This window comes from Micromonospora sp. NBC_01740 (assembly GCF_035920365.1).
In the GTDB taxonomy this organism is placed as follows: domain Bacteria; phylum Actinomycetota; class Actinomycetes; order Mycobacteriales; family Micromonosporaceae; genus Micromonospora; species Micromonospora reichwaldensis.
This window is the reverse complement of sequence record NZ_CP109150.1, coordinates 3,589,123-3,604,106: the sequence shown is the minus strand read 5'-3', so window position 1 is coordinate 3,604,106 and position 14,984 is coordinate 3,589,123. Positions and strand designations below refer to the sequence as shown.

Below are 14,984 nucleotides of genomic sequence, written 5' to 3'. Positions count from 1 at the left end.
TCTTGTTACAGGCCATTGACGCCCGTCGTGCCGGAGTGATCTGATCGCGCCCTCGGAGGATCTTTCACGTTTCGATGGACAGTTAGGGGACGCATGTCCAGGTTCCGTCGTACCGCACTCGCGGCGGCGCTCGCCGTCGCCACCGCCACCCTGTCGACCGCCGTCGGGCTGAGCGCCCCGGCCTCGGCAGCCCCGCCCACCGCCGCGGTGGCGCTCGGCGACAGCTTCATCAGCGGCGAGGGCGCCGGGGCGTACACCCCGGTGGCCGACGCCAACGGGGTCGCCCAGGGCTTCCCGGGCTGGACCGCAGCGAACAACAACGCGTTCTTCTGCCACCGCTCGGCGAACGCCTCACTGCACCGGGCCAATCTGCCGGGCATCCAGGACCGGTTCAACCTCGCCTGCTCCGGCGGGCAGCCGCACGACATCGCCGCCGCCTCCTCGGCCCGGGCCAACGGCCGCCAGGTGGCCGCCCAGCTCGACCAGCTCCGGGCGGTCGGCCGGACCCACGACATCGACCTGGTGCTGCTCGGGCTCGGCTCCAACAACAGCTCGTTCACCTTCGGCAACGTCGCGGAGAAGTGCGCCAACCGGTTCATCGCCGACGCCTGGACCGGCTGGTGGGAGTTCTGGGCCTACCTGAACGGCCCCGTCGAGCAGAAGCCCTGCTCCGACGCCGACCTGGCCACCGCCGCCCAGTGGAGCGCCGCGACCGCGGAGACCACCTCGGCCGTACGCCAGCTCCTCGCCACGCTGCGCGAGATCGACGCCGACGGCCAGCACCGGATCGTCTTCCAGGACTACACCAACCCGCTGCCGCTCGACCTCGCCCCCGGGTTCCACGAGGAGGACAGCCGGGACGACACCCGGGACAAGTTCCGCGCGCTCGGCGCCGAGCGGTACGCGGCCGGCTGCCCGATCCACCGGGCCAGCCTGCTGCCGGGGCACCGCTTCTCGCAGGGGCTGGGCACCCTGGTGAAGTCCACCCGGGACACCCTGGCCGCCGAGTTCCCTGGCGCGGACCTGGTCTACCTCAACGTGCAGCGGGCCTTCGACGGCGCCCGGCTCTGCGAGTCGGGAACCAGCCCGGCCGGCACCCTGGCCACCCCGATCCGGCTGCAGGACAGCCCGCCCAACGGCGTCTTCGTCAGCAGCCTCTCGGGCAAGGACAAGATCGCCATCCAGCGGATCGCGAACACCTGCGTGAGCTACTTCCAGACCTGCCAGGAGTCGTGGCACCCGAACGCCGCCGGCCACCAGGTGCTCGGGCAGTGCCTGACGGGCGCAGCCACCACCGGTGCGCGTTCCGTGGCCTGCGTCCGCGCCGGGGACGGCTCGATCACGGTCTCCTGACCGCGACCGCGTCCCGGAACCCCGTGCCGCCTGGCGCGGGGTTCCGCCACGTCCGGGCCCGGAACGGACCGGCGCGGCAACGGTGAGTGGCACCGGTCCGACGGCCACGGACAGCCGGCTCGGTCACGGACGACCGGCGCGGCCACGGACGACCGGCGCGGCCACCGACCACCGGCGCGGCCATGGGCGAGGGTGGATCAGTCGCGGGTGGCCACGCCGAGCACGTGCGGGGTGGCGGGGGCCGGGAGTCGACTGTCGGGGAAGCGGAACGCGTCCAGCTCGGTGACGGTGAAGCCCGCCGCCCGGATCGCGGCCACCGTGTCGCGGCCCGTGTGGCAGCCGCCGCAGAGCAACGGCCAGACGGTCGCGTCGGCCAACCGCTGCACGCGGCGCAGGCCGGGGCTCTGCGCGCGTACGTGCTCGAAGAAGCGCACCTGCCCACCGGGCCGCAGCACCCGGCGGGCCTCGCGCAGCGCGGCGTCCTGGTCGGCCACCGAGCAGAGGACCAGGGAGAACACCACCGCGTCGGCGTCGCCGTCGGGCGCCGGCAGCGCCTCGGCGAGGCCGTCGACCACCTCGACGGGTACGGGAGCCGTGCCCGCCGCCTCCCGGGCCGCAGCCCGGAGCCGGGGCTCCGGCTCCACCGCCAGCACCCGCTCGACGGTGCCCGGGTAGTGGGCGAAGGTGCGGCCGTTGCCGGCGCCGACCTCGACCACCCGGCCCGCGAGGCCGGCGACGAGGCGCCGGCGGTGAGCGGCCGCGCCGGCGCGGTCCATCGCCACGCTCGCCCGCTGGAACACCCGGGCGAAGACCGGGTGGGAGACCTTGTTGGCGGGCATCGTCACTCCTCAGACCGGACCGGGTACGGCCGGCCGGGCTCCGGTGGGCCCGACAGGCGACGGCGGCGCGTGGGGCTCCGGCGGACGCGGCACGGTCGCTGAGGGCGACACGTCGCGCCCCGGCGGCCCCCCGGACGGCGACACGTCGCGCCCCGGCGACCCTCCGGACGGCGGCGCGTCGGGCGCCGGCAACTCTCCGGACGGCGACACGTCGCGCCCCGGTGGCTCCCCGGACGGCGCCGGCCGGGGGCGGGGCAGGCCGAGGGCGAGCAGCGCCGGGCCGGTCGGCCCGGCGACGAGCTCGCCGAGGGTCACGTCGTCCAGCACGGCGAGGAAGGCGTCCCGGGCACGGCGCAGTTCGCCCCGCAGCCGGCAGGCCGCGCGCAGCGAGCAGGCCGGCTCGTCGCAGGACACCACCTCGTCGTCGCCCTCGAAGGCCCGGACCACGTGCCCGACGGTGGTCCTCCCGCCGTCCTCGGCGAAGGCCACCCCGCCGGAACGGCCCCGGATGGTGACCAGCACCCCGAGCCGCTGCAACCGCTGCACCACCTTGGCGACGTGGTTGCGGGGCAGGTCGAGCTGGTCGGACAGCTCGTCCACGGTCATCCGTCGCGGGTTCGCGGCGGCGAGCATGGCGATGCGCAGCGCCATGTCGGTGGACCGGTTGAGCTTCACGCCTCGACCCTAGCCAGCGCGGTCGACCGCCCACCACGGCCGACCGGCCCCGGGTGTGATCCGGACGACCCTCGACCCGGGACCTTCGGCCCTGAAGAGGTATTTCGAATACCTGTTTTGCTGTCGGGGCCCGAGCGGTTCAGCCCAGAAGGAGACAGTCGTGCTCTCGGAGTCCTCAGCAGCAGTGGTGACGGCGACCCTGCCCGCCGTGCAGGCGCACGGCGAGGCGATCACCGGCCGGTTCTACCAGCGGATGTTCGACGCGCACCCCGAACTGCTGGACATCTTCAACCGCAGCAACCAGGCCACCGGCACCCAGAAGGCCGCCCTCGCCGCCGCCGTGGTCGCGTACGCGGAGCACCTGACCGGCGGCAGCCATGCACCGTGGGGGCCGATCCTGGACCGCATCGCGCACAAGCACGCCTCGCTCGGCATCACCGCCACCCAGTACACGATCGTCGGCCGGCACCTGCTCGCCGCCGTCGGCGAGGTGCTCGGCGACGCCGTCACCGACGAGGTCGCGGCGGCCTGGGACGAGGTCTACTGGCTGCTCGCCTGCGAGCTGATCGCCCGGGAGGCCCGCCTCTACACCGTGGCCGGGCTGGCCGAGGGCGAGCCCGTGTGGCGGGACTGGCGGGTCGTCGCCCGGACCACCGAGGCGCTGGATGTCGTGTCGTTCACCCTGGTCCCGGCCGACGGCGGCCCGGTGCCCACCTTCGTCCCGGGCCAGTACACCTCGGTCGCCGTCGACCTCGACGGCGGGCGCGGTCAGCAGATCCGCCAGTACAGCCTCTCCGGCCGTCCCGGCGCCGACCACTGGCGGATCACCGTCAAGCGCGTACGCGGTGGCGGTGACGCCCCCGACGGCATGGTCTCCACCTTCCTGCACGAGCGCGTGGGTGTCGACGACGTCCTCCGGCTCAGCCCCGCGTTCGGCGAGGTCAGCGCGGTGGCCGGGGAGGGCCCGCTGCTGCTGGTCAGCGCGGGCATCGGCCTGACCCCGGCGATGGCCGCCCTGGAGCACCTGGCCGCCACCGAACCGGAGCGTCCGGTGGTGCTGGTGCACGCCGACCGGGCCGGCGCGGCCCACGCGTTCCGCGGTGAACTGCCGCGCCTGCACGCCGCGCTGCCCAACCTGCGCACCGCCCTCTGGTACGAGGACCTCACCGACGGCGAACTGGCCGGGGTGACCGCCGAGGTCATCGCGGGCCGGGTCGACCCGGCGCTGATCCCCCTCTCCCCCGACGCCCACGTGCACCTCTGCGGGCCGCTGCCGTTCATGAACACCGTCCGGGGCGGCCTGCTGCGCCGGGGAGTGCCGGTGGAGCGCATCGCCTACGAGGTCTTCGGGCCGGGCATGCTCCACGACGAACGGTCCTGACCGGCTGCGACCGGGCGGTCACGGGCGGTGGGGTGGTTCGCCCCGCCGCCCGCCGGCCGCTCCACACCCGACGGACACTCCGTCAGGACGAGCCGGGCAGGCGGCGGTTAGGAGGGAAGGTCGGGGGTAGGGACTCCTGCGGCGGGGTCCGCCAGGCGGCGAGGAGACGCCCCGGGGCTCGACCGGGTCCCCGCCGACGGGCCGGCCGATGGAGGAAGCACATGCGTATCGCGATGATCTCGGAGCACGCCAGTCCGCTCGCCGTCGGAGGGGTGGAGGAATCCGGCGGTCAGCACACGCACGTGGCGGAGCTCGCCGCCGCGCTGGCCGGCGAGGGGCACGACGTGCGCGTCTACACCCGCCGGGACTCCACTGTCCCGCCCGACTCCGTCGTCACCCCGGACGGCTACCGGGTGTGCCAGGTGCCGGCCGGCCCGGCGCTGCGGGTGCCGAGGGACGAGCTGCTGCCGCACCTGGGCGAGTTCGGGCGCTGGCTGGCGGGTCAGTGGCGCGACGGCGGCTGGGCGCCGGACGTGGCGCACGCCCACTTCTGGACGAGCGGGCTGGCCACCCTGCACGCCGGCCGGCGCACCGGGGTGCCGGTGGTGCTGACGTACCACAGCCTCGGCTCGGTGAAGCGGCGGTTGCAGGGCGCCCGGGACACCAGCCCACCGGGCCGGGTGGGCTACGAGCGGGCCCTGGGCCGGGCCGCCGACCGGATCATCGTGCAGTGCCAGGACGAGGTCGGCGAGCTGGTCCGCCTCGGCGTGCCCCGGTCCCGGATGACGCTGGTCCCCGCCGGGGTCGACCAGGAGCTGTTCCGTCCCGACGGGCCCGTCGCCCCGCGCGACCCGGCCCGCCCCCGGATCATCACCGTCGGCCGGCTGGTGGAGCGCAAGGGCATCCAGGACGTCATCCGGGCGCTGCCGGCCGTGCCGGACGCCGAGTGCGTGGTGGTCGGCGGCCCGCCGGCGGAGTTGCTCCCCGCGGACGGCTTCGCCCGCCGGCTCCGCGCGCTCGCCGAGTCCTGCGGGGTCGCCGACCGGGTGAAGCTGCTGGGCGGGCTGCCCCGGGAGGAGCTGGCCCCGTGGTACCGCTCGGCGGACCTGCTGGTGGCCGCCCCCTGGTACGAGCCGTTCGGGCTCACCCCGCTGGAGGGCATGGCGTGCGGCGTACCGGTCGTCGGCACGAACGTCGGCGGGATCGCCGACACCGTGGTCGACGGCCTGACCGGCGACCTCGTGCCGCCGCGGGACCCCCGGGCCCTCGGCACCGCGGTCCGCCGGCTGCTCGCCGACAAGGTCCGTCGCTTCGCGTACGCGACGGCGGCGCTGGACCGGATCCGCAACCGGTACTCGTGGAAGCGCTGCGCCGAGCAGCTGAGCACGGTCTACGCCACGGTCAGCACGGTCGGCCGGCCCGCTCCGGCGGTGGCGTAGCGCAGGGTGGTGGTGGGCGGCCCCCGGTCGTCGCCCGGGACGTGACGCCCACCACCCCACGGTTACCCGTCGGTAGCCTCGGGCCGTAGCCTGGGCCGGTGAACGCGACGGGGGAATACCGGCAGGAGTTCGTCGAGGTCGACGGGGCCCGCATCGGGCTACAGGTGTATCCGGATCCGGAGGGCGTCGCCGACGCCCCGCTGGTGCTGATCACGCCGGCGATGGGCGTCCGGGCGCGCTACTACCGGCCGTTCGCCGCCGCGCTGCGCGCCGCCGGCCTGGCCGTGGCGGTGGCCGACCTGCGCGGCACCGGGGAGAGCACCCCGAAGCCGAGCCGCGCCTGCCGGTACGGCTACCCGGAACTGGCCGCCGACGTGGGCGCCGTGCTGGCAGCGCTCAAGTCCCGGCGGGACGGGCGCAGGACGCTGCTGCTCGGGCACTCCCTCGGCGGGCAGGCGGCGCTGCTGCACCTCGCCCTGCACGGCGAGCACGACGTCGACGGGCTGGCGCTGGTCGCCGTCGGCGTACCGTGGTGGCGCAGCTACCCGGGCCTGCGCGGGTACGGCGTCCTGCCGTACACCCAGGGGATCGCGGCGACCGCCCGGCTGCTCGGCGTCTGGCCGGGCTGGGGCTTCGGCGGCCGGCAGGCGCGCGGGGTCATCCGGGACTGGGCGTACACCGCACGGACCGGGCGCTTCCCGCAGCTGGACGGGGTGGACGCCGAGGCGGCCGTGCGGGCGCTGCGGACCCCCGTCCTCGCGGTCAGCATCGACGACGACCAGTACACCCCGCACGAGACCGTCGACCACCTGTGCGCGAAGCTGGCTGCGGCGCCCGTCGCGCGCGAGCGCTACACGCCGGCGCAGGCCGGCGCCCCGATGGACCACTTCACCTGGGTACGCGCGAGCGCCCCGCTGGCGGCCCGGGTGGCCCGCTTCGCCGCCGACCTGCCGGCCCGCTGACCCGGGGCGGGACGCGGCACCGAGCGGGGCGACCCGTCGGGGCCGCTCCCCCGGTCACGTGACACCGGCGCCGGGCTGCTGCGGCACGCGTCCCGGGCGGCGCGACCACCGCCCGGGACGGAGACGCTCACTCGTCGGTGTCGACGGGCACCATCTCGCCGTCCCGCTCCACGCGGGTCTCGCCGCGCTCGCCGGGCGGCGGCACCTGCGCCGTGGTCCTGCGCGGATCGTTGTCCGGGTGCATCAGCACCGCGTCGGTCGACGCGGTCTTCTCCCGGCTCTCCTCGGGCTGCGACATCCGCTTCCCCTCTCGCTCGGGTCGTCCGACGAACTACCCGCGCCGGCCCCGACGACTCCTCCCGGCCCGTCCCCGGCGACGACGCCCCGGGTCCGGTATCTGTGCCGCCGCGGCATATCGGCAGGTCACGGGCGGGATTAGCCGGCCGGGCGGCGGGTATGCCGCACCGCCCGACACGGTGGAAGGGGATCAGATGTCCGAACGGCACACCGCACTGCGCTCGATGCACGACCTGGGCCTGGCGGCCTGGTTCGGGGGCTCCCTGATGGGAGCGTTCGGCGTCAACGGCGCGGCGGCACAGATGAACGACTCGACCCAGCGGTTGCCGATGGCCTCGGCCGGCTGGGCCCGGTGGACCCCGGTGAACGCCGCGGCGATCGGCGCCCACCTGGCGGGGGCCGTCGGGGAACTGGTGACGGAGAGCCCCCGGGTGGCCGCCCAGTCGGGGGTGGCCCGGGCCAGCACGCTGAAGACGGCGTTGACGGTCGGCGCGCTGGCGGTGACCGGCTACAGCCGACTGCTCGGCATGAAGCTGGAGAAGGCGGGCGGCCCGGCGGTCGAGGGGGTCACCGAGCCGAACTCGCACACGCCGTCGAACGTGGCGTCGTGCCAGCGGCAGATGCGGATGCTCCAGTGGGCTGTCCCGGCGATGACCGGGGCGCTCATCGTGATGACCGCGTACATGGGCGAGCAGCAGAAGCCCGGCGAGGTGTTCCGGGGGATGTTCGGGCGCGTCGGCGGCATGCGGAACGCCCCGAAGGGGATGGGCGCGCTCATGGCGATGGGCGGGGCCAGGCAGAAGCGGATGGCGAAGTCCGGCCGCTGCTGACCGACGTGCCGCCGGACGGCGTCCCGCCGACTCCTCGGCGGCGGGGCGCCGCTGCGCGCGTCCCCACCCGCCGGCACCGCGGCCCCGGGGCGCCGGCGAGGCATGACCGCCCCGGTGACGGGCATTCGGGGCCGGTACCGGCGGACCGAGCAGCGAGGTGGTCATGACGGCAGGAGAGGGACGCGGCGGGGGCCGACGCGCACCGGAGGCGACCACGCCCTGGGTGACCAGGGACGGCATGGACGTGGAGGCGCCGTGGGGCGTCGCTGAGCACGACCCCATGAACGAGGGCAGCGAGGAGACCGCCGTGCCGGAGGGGCGGCGCGGGGAGCGGCGGGCCGACGAGCCGGCGGGACCGTCCGGCCCCGCCGGCCGGCACGGCTTCGGCCCGATCGAACCGACACCCACGCGGCCGGCGGGCCCCGGCGCGCCGCCCGACCCGGCGCCGGCCCGACGGTCCTTCCCCGACGCCGCCGACGTCGAGGAGCGGACGGAGGACGCGCTGCGGACCAGGGGCCGACGTTCCTGACCGGCACGCCCCGGCACGGGGCTGCACGAGGCGTGGTTCCTCGACCTGGACGCCGAGCTGCGCGGACGGGACCGCCCCCGCCGAAGAGCCCGGCGGTCAGGCGCGCCCCGCCGCCCGCAGCAGCCGGAGCTGACCGATCTCGGCCGCGTTCTTCATCAGCTCGGCGTTGACCCAGCCGAGCATGTGCGCCACCGTGTGGCCCGGGTCGTCCTGCCACGGGAACGGCGCGGTGCCGTCGAGGTCGGCGTCGGTGAGCCGGTCGAGGTGCCCCAGCCACTCGGCGCGCAGGCCCCGCAGCCAGGCGACCGTCGGCTCGCCCGCGCCCGGCCATCGCACGTCGGTGCGCTGCCGTGGTGGCCGTCCCCCGAGATGGTCCATGGTCACCGTCCACCACCAGCCGATGTGCCAGGACAGCCAGCCGATGGTCGGGACCGGCACGGGGTCGGGTTCGGTGTCGGCCCAGTCGGGTGTCCAGCCGCCGGCGGGGTCGCGACGCACCGTCCAGCAGACCTCGGCCGGTTCCCAGAGGAAGTCCGCCGCGTCGAGGCGCTCGAGGTGGTACTCGAACAGCGACCACGTCAGGTCGAACTGCCAGCGCAGGAGCGCACGGGAGGTTGCCGCCATCCGGCGATCATGCCCGAGGGCACCGGCCCGGTCCACGGAATTGGACCTCCCACCACGGGGTCAGCCGCCGGCGGTGTCCTCTTCGGCGACCTCGGCGGGGTCCGCCGCCACCGGGTGACCGGTGTCGTCCACCAGAGCGGGCGCCATGCTGCCGCCGTGCGCCTCCTGCGCCTCCCGGGTCTCGCGCGCCGCCGCGTCCCCCGGTACGCCGGGCGTCGCCTCCCCGGGGTGCTCCTGCCGCTGCTCACCCATCACCGCGTCCCCTTCCGTCGCTCACGCCCCCGCCGGTACCCGGGCGGCCGGCGGGGAAACCTGGCGCCGCGCCGACGATCCCGGGTGGGGCCGGCGCGTGCTCAGGAGGGCGAACCGGCTCCCGCCCGGTCGCGTCCCGCCGGGCGGACCCCGAGCAGTTCCGCGAGCCGGGCCGCGTCACGCTGGGCCTGGTCGCCGCAGCAGTTGTTGAACAGCGCGTGCAGCTCCCCCGCCTGCCCGGCCAGCTCGACCAGGAGTTCCGACCAGCGGCGTAGTTCCTCGTCGCCGTACGCGTAGCGGAACTTCTCCTGCTTGTCCCCGGTCTCCCAGGCGGTGCTGTGGCCGTGGAACCGGACGACCGCCAGCTCCGCCGTGGCGAACAGGATGGGCGGCACCGACGAGGCGTGCCCCTGCGGCATGTCGACGCAGACGAACGACAGCCCGCGCTCCCGCAGGAACCCGAGCGTGTCCAGCGCGGCGGTGCCGTCGAACCAGGACGCGTGGCGCAGCTCGACGGCGACCCGCCACGGCTGGCACCGCTCCGCCAGCTCGGCGATGCGCCGTTCGGCGGCGGCCCCACGGGCCAGCCACGGCGGAAACTGGAGCAGGACCGCGCCGAGCCGGTCGGCCGCCGCGATCGGGTCCAGCGCCGCCCGGAACCGGTCCCACAGCTCGTCGTACGCGGCCGCGGGGAGGTCCCGGCGCCGGATCCGGCTCGGGCCACCGGCCGGGCGCAGGTCGCGGGGCAGCGCCGCCACCGGTGTCGGGTGCCCGGTGAAGAGGCTGAACGCCTTGACGTCGAAGGTGAAGCCCTCGGGCGTGGCGTCCACCCAGCCTCGTGTCGTCTCCGGCACGGGCACCGCGTAGTAGGAGGTGTCCACCTCGACCAGCGGGAAGCGCCCGGCGTAGAAGTCGAGCCGACCGGCCGGGGTGTTGGCCGCGCGGGGGTACCAGCCCGAGCGCAGCAGCATCTGGTCCGCCCAGGACGACGTGCCCACCTTGATCACACCCATGTGATTCAGTGCACCGCGCACCGGACGAATCGGCAACCGCTGGCGGAAACCCGGCGTCCGGGCATCCTGCGCGAGGCGGTCGCGGCGTGCCAGGACCATGGGCGGACCGGTCGGTCCCGGCCCGGCACTTGTCGGACGTCACACCCGACCCGTGTGACGGCCCGACGGCCCGTGGCGCTGAGGGACACGAGATGAACGCACACCGGATGGACCAGGAAACCGTCGAGCGGCTGCTCGACGGTCCTGTCCTCGACCCGCAGGACGGCCCGCAGTCCCTCACGTCGCTGTTGACGGCGGTGCGCGCCACGCCCCACGCCGACGAACTGGCCGGCGAGGAGGCGGCCGTACGGGCCTACCGGCTGGCTCGGGCCGGCAACCCGCCCGGCCAGCCGGAGCCGCGCCGCCGTCCCGCCCTCGCGGGGTTCGGCGTCCGCGCCGCGCTGGCCTGTGCCGCCCTCGCCCTCACGGGCGGGGTGGCCCTCGCCGCCACCGGGGGCGCGCTGCCCGACCCGCTGCGCGGTCCGGCACCCACCACCGCCGCTCCCGGGCCCGCCCCCACCACGGGCGCCGCACCCACGAAGGCCCACCGTCCGCCGTCCGCCCCGACGGGCGGGGTGGACGGTCGGCCGGAGCACGACGCGGCGGTACGGGAGTCGTGCCGGGCGTACCGGGCGGACGTCGGCGACGGCGGTCTCCCGGACGAGGCCACCTTCGATGACCTGATCCGCGCCGCCGGTGGCCCTGGAAAGGTCGCCGGCTACTGCGACCGGGTGCTGACCGACGAGCCGAAGGGCCCCGCCCCGAACGGCAGCCCGTCCGGCGGGCCGACGGTCACGCCGACCGGCGATCCCGGAGCCGACCCGACGGGCCAACCCGGAGCCGACCCGACGGGCCATCCGGGAGCGGAGCCGACCGGCCGACCGGGAGCCGACCCGACCGGCCGACCGGGAGCCGACCCGACCGGCCGCCCCGGAGCCGACCCGACCGGCCGTCCCGGGGTGGACCCGACCGGTCGGCCCGGAGCCGACCCGAGCCGGCGGACCGGGCCGCTGCCCACGGCGTCGCCGTCGGCCACGGCCGCGCAACCGGCCGGGCCCGGCCCCGCCCACCTCCCGCCGGAGCAGGGGCGCCACACCGCCCCGCCGAGCGGCGGCGAGGCGGGCTGACCGGGCGGCCGACGGGCAGGGGCGCGCCCCTGCCCGCGCGCCCTCCCCCGGCGGCGTGGCCCGCGTGCCGTCGGCCGGTGACCTCGGCTCCGGGCGGCTGGTAGCTTGCCCCGATGAGTCTGCGGCGTCGACGCGTGGCGGTGGTCTTCCGCCTGGCGATCGTGATCAGCGTGCTGGCCGGGATCGTGCTCACCGCGCTCGGTTCCGCCACGCTCACCGGCCTCCTGCCCTACTTCACCATCCAGAGCAACCTCGCCGTCGGGCTCTTCGCCGGATACGCCGCCTGGCTGGCCCGCCAGGACCGGCCCGAGCCGCCCTCGGCGCTCAAGGGCGCGGTCACGCTCTACATCACCATCACCGGCGTGGTCTACCACCTGGTGTTGGCCAACCCGGCCAGCCCGTTCGCGATGCCCCCGGCCGACCGTACGCTCGGCGAGGCGCTGGGCAACCAGTTCCTGCACACCGTCGTGCCCCTGCTGGCCGTGGCGGACTGGGCGCTGTTCGACCGCCGGGGCCGGCTCCGCCCGCGCTACGCGGCCTGGTGGCTGGCGTTCCCCCTCGGATACCTCGGCTTCGCGCTGCTGAGAGGGCTGGTGGTGGACCGGTACCCGTACCCGTTCATCGACGCAGGCGAGCTGGGCTACGCGGGGGTGGCCGTCAGCGCGGTCTTCTTCGCCGCCGCGTTCTGGCTGCTGGGCCTGCTCTTCGTCGCCGTCGACCGGGGCCTGGGCCGCCGTGCCGTGGCGCAGGCCGCCCCCGCGACCAGCCCGGACGCCCCCTCCATGGCCCCCGACGCCCCCTTCACGCCAGGGGGTCAGACCGGCCCGGCCACGGCCCCGGACGCCGCCCGGCCCGACGCGACGGCCCTGCCCTGAGGTCCACGCCTGCGGCGGCTCACCGGTACGGGTGACCGGAGCGTCGCGGCGGGCCGTTTGGGCTGTCGCGGAACGGGCAGCCGGCAGGCGGACCGGAAGCGGGAGAACAGGAGGCGTCATGCGCGCGCTGCGATTGCCCAACTGGAAGTCGGAGCCCGAACTGGTCGAGGTCGACGAGCCGACCCCGGGCCCGGATCAGGTGGTCGTGAAGATCGGCGGTGCCGGTGCCTGCCACTCCGACCTGCACCTGATGCACGACTTCGAGGCCGGCGCGGTGCCCTGGAACCCGCCGTTCATCCTCGGCCACGAGAACGCCGGCTGGGTGCACGCGCTCGGCGACGGGGTGAGCGGGCTGACGGTGGGGCAGCCGGTGGCCGTGTACGGGCCGTGGGGCTGCGGCACCTGCGAACGCTGCCGGGTGGGCGTCGAGTCGTACTGCGAGAACGTCGCCGAGGCGCCGGTGCCCGGCGGGGGCGGTGGCCTCGGCCTGGACGGCGGCATGGCCGAGTACATGCTGGTGCCGCACGCCCGGCTCGTCGTGCCGCTGCCCGACGGGCTCGACCCGGTGTTGGCGGCGCCGCTGACCGACGCCGGGCTCACCCCGTACCACGCGATCCGCCGGTCCTGGGCGAAGCTCGGTCCGACCAGCACCGCCGTGGTGATCGGCGTGGGCGGGCTCGGGCACGTCGGGGTGCAGATCCTCAAGGCGACCACCGCGGCCCGGGTGATCGCGGTGGACACCCGCGAGGAGGCGCTGAAGCTCGGCGCGGAGTGCGGCGCCGACCTCACCATGCTCTCCGGCGCGGACACCGCCCAGGAGATCCGCCAGGCCACCGGCGGCCGGGGCGCCGACGTGGTCCTGGACTTCGTCGGCGCCGATGCGACCCTCGCGCTCGGCGCCGCCGCCGCCCGCACCGTCGGCGACCTCACCATCGTCGGCATCGGCGGCGGCACCCTGCCGGTGGGCTTCTTCTCGGTGCCGTACGAGGTGAGCATCCAGAGCACGTACTGGGGCAGCCGGCCGGAACTCATCGAGGTGCTCGAACTGGGCGCCCGGGGCCTGGTGAAGCCGAAGGCCAGCACCTTCTCGCTGGACGAGGCGGTCGTCGCGTACCGGAAGATGCGCGACGGCACGCTGGAGGGCCGGGCGGTCGTCGTGCCGTGACCACCGCGGCCCTAGGATGATCATGTGGTCGCGGCGCTGGAGCTCTACCTGGACACCGACGCCACCCGACGGATCCGGGTGCTCTGGGACGCGCTGGAGTCCGAGGGCGTGCAGAGCATGCGGTCGCTGCTGGAGCAGCGTCACCGGCCACACGTCTCACTCGCCGTCGCGACCCGCTTCGATCCGGAGCGGGTCGCGGCGGCGTTGCGCGGAACGGTGGTGGCCGCGCCGCTGCGGCTGAGCTTCGAGCACGCAGGGCAGTTCGTCGGCCGGGTGCTGTGGCTGGGCCCGACCCCCACCGCCGAGCTGCTCGCGCACCACACACGGGTGCACGACCGGCTGGCCGAGGCGGGGATCGGGCTGGTCGAGCACTACCGGCCGGGGCGTTGGGTGCCGCACTGCACGCTGTCGATGCGGGTGCCGAACGCCCTGATGGCCGCCGCCGTGCGCCGCTGCCTGGAGATGCTGCCGCTGGAGGCGACCGTGGTCGGCGCGGCCCTCACCGACCACGCCCGGGGCATCTCCCAGCCATTGCCGTAGCCGGACCGCGAACGGGTCGCCGGCACGACGAGCCGCTTGTCCGTGTCACGCCGGGGGTGGATCCTGTAGGGAATCGACAGAAACGAATCCATGGAGGTTCGATGCGTCGTCTCCCGCCCGCCCTGCTCCTGCTCGCCGCGCTGCTGCTCGGCCTGCCGACGCCCGCCCACGCCGCCCCCGACCACGACACCGGCCGCGCCGCGGCCGCGCTCGCGCAGGTCCGTACCGCCGGCACCGCCTGGGGGCTCGACCCTGCCACCGGCCGGATGACCCTGACCGTCGACGACACCGTCTCCGCCCAGGACGTCGCCGCGCTGCGGGCGACCGCCGCCCGGGCCGGTGCGGTGCTCCGGCACGAGCCGGGCGAGCTGCGCGTCCTCATCGCCGGCGGGCAGGCGATCTACAGCGGCGGGCGGTGCTCCCTCGGCGCCAACGTCCGCAGCGGCACCGCCTACTACTTCGTCACCGCCGGCCACTGCACCTCCGTCGGCGCGACCTGGTACGCCAACAGCGCGCAGACCACCGTCCTCGGCAGCCGGGCGGGCAGCAGCTTCCCCGGCAACGACTACGGGCTGGTCCGCTACACGAGCCTGGTCGCCCACCCCAGCGCCGTCTACACGTACCCCGGCCTGCTCACCATCAACGGCGCCGGCAACGCCTACATCGGCCAGGCGGTCTGTCGCAGCGGCTCCACGACGGGGGTGCGCTGCGGCACGGTCACCGGGCTCAACGCGACCGTCAACTACGCCGAGGGCAGCGTCTCCGGCCTGATCCGCACCAACATCTGCGCTGAGCCGGGTGACAGCGGCGGGCCGCTCTACGCCGCCGGCACCGGCACCGTCCTCGGCATCCTCTCCGGTGGCAGCGGCAACTGCACCAGCGGTGGCACCACCTACTACCAGCCGATCATGGAGATCCTGGCCGCGTACGGCGTGACCGTCCCCTGACCGACCACCCGCGTGCCCGGCCCGACCCCGCGCGACGGGCCGGGCACGGCGGGGTCAGCCCTCGCGGCCGGTGGTCGCGACGCCCACGACGAGGTGA

General features: G+C 75.6%; 17 protein-coding genes. 11 read left to right on the top strand and 6 right to left on the bottom strand.

The genetic code is table 11. The features are described 5' to 3' along the window. Positions 1-93: 93 nt before the first annotated feature. Entirely contained in the window at positions 94-1,353 is a 1,260-nt protein-coding gene (locus OG989_RS16820; protein ID WP_327031060.1) for a hypothetical protein, read from the top strand. A gap of 197 nt (positions 1,354-1,550) precedes the next feature. Here OG989_RS16820 and OG989_RS16815 read toward each other — a convergent pair whose 3' ends face one another. After that, on the bottom strand, positions 1,551-2,192 hold the full coding sequence (locus OG989_RS16815; RefSeq protein WP_327031059.1) for a class I SAM-dependent methyltransferase: 642 nt from the start codon (positions 2,190-2,192) through the stop codon (positions 1,551-1,553). 9 nt (positions 2,193-2,201) lie between these two features. After that, positions 2,202-2,867, bottom strand: a complete 666-nt coding sequence (locus tag OG989_RS16810; protein ID WP_327031058.1) for an RrF2 family transcriptional regulator — start codon at positions 2,865-2,867, stop codon at positions 2,202-2,204. Between the two features lie 112 nt (positions 2,868-2,979). Between OG989_RS16810 and OG989_RS16805 the strand changes: the two genes are divergently transcribed. The 3 genes from OG989_RS16805 (at position 2,980) to OG989_RS16795 (ending at position 6,649) form a co-directional block, all read left to right on the top strand. Continuing rightward, positions 2,980-4,248: a globin domain-containing protein gene (locus OG989_RS16805; RefSeq protein WP_327031181.1), complete on the top strand. Its 1,269-nt coding sequence runs from the start codon at positions 2,980-2,982 to the stop codon at positions 4,246-4,248. A gap of 221 nt (positions 4,249-4,469) precedes the next feature. Continuing rightward, positions 4,470-5,687: a glycosyltransferase gene (locus OG989_RS16800; RefSeq protein WP_151455859.1), complete on the top strand. Its 1,218-nt coding sequence runs from the start codon at positions 4,470-4,472 to the stop codon at positions 5,685-5,687. Positions 5,688-5,785: 98 nt separating this feature from the next. Then, positions 5,786-6,649 carry an alpha/beta hydrolase family protein gene (locus tag OG989_RS16795; RefSeq protein ID WP_327031057.1) on the top strand — a complete coding sequence of 288 codons (864 nt, stop codon included), beginning with the start codon at positions 5,786-5,788 and terminating at the stop codon, positions 6,647-6,649. Positions 6,650-6,776: 127 nt separating this feature from the next. Here OG989_RS16795 and OG989_RS16790 read toward each other — a convergent pair whose 3' ends face one another. Next, on the bottom strand, positions 6,777-6,947 hold the full coding sequence (locus OG989_RS16790; protein WP_327031056.1) for a hypothetical protein: 171 nt from the start codon (positions 6,945-6,947) through the stop codon (positions 6,777-6,779). Positions 6,948-7,140: 193 nt separating this feature from the next. On the opposite strand from OG989_RS16790, the gene OG989_RS16785 reads away from it, so the two are divergent. Beyond that, on the top strand, positions 7,141-7,776 hold the full coding sequence (locus OG989_RS16785; protein ID WP_327031055.1) for a hypothetical protein: 636 nt from the start codon (positions 7,141-7,143) through the stop codon (positions 7,774-7,776). A 163-nt stretch (positions 7,777-7,939) separates the two neighbouring features. Beyond that, complete coding sequence (locus OG989_RS16780) at positions 7,940-8,305, top strand: hypothetical protein (protein ID WP_327031054.1); 366 nt, start codon at positions 7,940-7,942, stop codon at positions 8,303-8,305. 96 nt (positions 8,306-8,401) lie between these two features. Here the strand turns inward: OG989_RS16780 and OG989_RS16775 are convergent, their stop codons facing one another. The 3 genes from OG989_RS16775 to OG989_RS16765 all read right to left on the bottom strand — a co-directional run bounded on the left by OG989_RS16775 (position 8,402) and on the right by OG989_RS16765 (position 10,194). Beyond that, positions 8,402-8,929: a DinB family protein gene (locus OG989_RS16775; RefSeq protein WP_327031053.1), complete on the bottom strand. Its 528-nt coding sequence runs from the start codon at positions 8,927-8,929 to the stop codon at positions 8,402-8,404. 60 nt (positions 8,930-8,989) lie between these two features. Beyond that, a complete protein-coding gene (locus OG989_RS16770; protein ID WP_327031052.1) occupies positions 8,990-9,181 on the bottom strand; it encodes a hypothetical protein in 192 nt (63 codons plus the stop codon). A gap of 101 nt (positions 9,182-9,282) precedes the next feature. After that, on the bottom strand, positions 9,283-10,194 hold the full coding sequence (locus OG989_RS16765; RefSeq protein ID WP_151455864.1) for a DUF72 domain-containing protein: 912 nt from the start codon (positions 10,192-10,194) through the stop codon (positions 9,283-9,285). Positions 10,195-10,385: 191 nt separating this feature from the next. Here OG989_RS16765 and OG989_RS16760 point away from each other — a divergent pair, with 191 nt between their 5' ends. From OG989_RS16760 to OG989_RS16740, 5 genes are all read left to right on the top strand, one after another. Next, positions 10,386-11,360 carry a hypothetical protein gene (locus tag OG989_RS16760; protein ID WP_327031051.1) on the top strand — a complete coding sequence of 325 codons (975 nt, stop codon included), beginning with the start codon at positions 10,386-10,388 and terminating at the stop codon, positions 11,358-11,360. A gap of 113 nt (positions 11,361-11,473) precedes the next feature. Beyond that, complete coding sequence (locus OG989_RS16755; protein ID WP_327031050.1) at positions 11,474-12,235, top strand: Pr6Pr family membrane protein; 762 nt, start codon at positions 11,474-11,476, stop codon at positions 12,233-12,235. Between the two features lie 118 nt (positions 12,236-12,353). Then, positions 12,354-13,400, top strand: a complete 1,047-nt coding sequence (locus OG989_RS16750; protein ID WP_151457798.1) for an NAD(P)-dependent alcohol dehydrogenase — start codon at positions 12,354-12,356, stop codon at positions 13,398-13,400. A gap of 24 nt (positions 13,401-13,424) precedes the next feature. Beyond that, a complete protein-coding gene (locus OG989_RS16745) occupies positions 13,425-13,940 on the top strand; it encodes a 2'-5' RNA ligase family protein (protein ID WP_327031049.1) in 516 nt (171 codons plus the stop codon). 101 nt (positions 13,941-14,041) lie between these two features. Beyond that, positions 14,042-14,887, top strand: a complete 846-nt coding sequence (locus OG989_RS16740; protein ID WP_327031048.1) for a S1 family peptidase — start codon at positions 14,042-14,044, stop codon at positions 14,885-14,887. Positions 14,888-14,984 lie beyond the last annotated feature (97 nt).

What these genes read in the sequence shown, in the direction of transcription:
- OG989_RS16740 (WP_327031048.1), top strand. Translation starts at nt 14,042, where the DNA reads ATGCGTCGTCTCCCGCCCGCCCTGCTCCTGCTCGCCGCGCTGCTGCTC.
- OG989_RS16820 (WP_327031060.1), top strand. Translation starts at nt 94, where the DNA reads ATGTCCAGGTTCCGTCGTACCGCACTCGCGGCGGCGCTCGCCGTCGCC.
- OG989_RS16755 (WP_327031050.1), top strand. Translation starts at nt 11,474, where the DNA reads ATGAGTCTGCGGCGTCGACGCGTGGCGGTGGTCTTCCGCCTGGCGATC.
- OG989_RS16775 (WP_327031053.1), bottom strand. Translation starts at nt 8,929, where the DNA reads ATGGCGGCAACCTCCCGTGCGCTCCTGCGCTGGCAGTTCGACCTGACG.
- OG989_RS16750 (WP_151457798.1), top strand. Translation starts at nt 12,354, where the DNA reads ATGCGCGCGCTGCGATTGCCCAACTGGAAGTCGGAGCCCGAACTGGTC.
- OG989_RS16760 (WP_327031051.1), top strand. Translation starts at nt 10,386, where the DNA reads ATGAACGCACACCGGATGGACCAGGAAACCGTCGAGCGGCTGCTCGAC.
- OG989_RS16765 (WP_151455864.1), bottom strand. Translation starts at nt 10,194, where the DNA reads ATGGGTGTGATCAAGGTGGGCACGTCGTCCTGGGCGGACCAGATGCTG.
- OG989_RS16780 (WP_327031054.1), top strand. Translation starts at nt 7,940, where the DNA reads ATGACGGCAGGAGAGGGACGCGGCGGGGGCCGACGCGCACCGGAGGCG.
- OG989_RS16800 (WP_151455859.1), top strand. Translation starts at nt 4,470, where the DNA reads ATGCGTATCGCGATGATCTCGGAGCACGCCAGTCCGCTCGCCGTCGGA.
- OG989_RS16785 (WP_327031055.1), top strand. Translation starts at nt 7,141, where the DNA reads ATGTCCGAACGGCACACCGCACTGCGCTCGATGCACGACCTGGGCCTG.
- OG989_RS16815 (WP_327031059.1), bottom strand. Translation starts at nt 2,192, where the DNA reads ATGCCCGCCAACAAGGTCTCCCACCCGGTCTTCGCCCGGGTGTTCCAG.
- OG989_RS16790 (WP_327031056.1), bottom strand. Translation starts at nt 6,947, where the DNA reads ATGTCGCAGCCCGAGGAGAGCCGGGAGAAGACCGCGTCGACCGACGCG.
- OG989_RS16770 (WP_327031052.1), bottom strand. Translation starts at nt 9,181, where the DNA reads ATGGGTGAGCAGCGGCAGGAGCACCCCGGGGAGGCGACGCCCGGCGTA.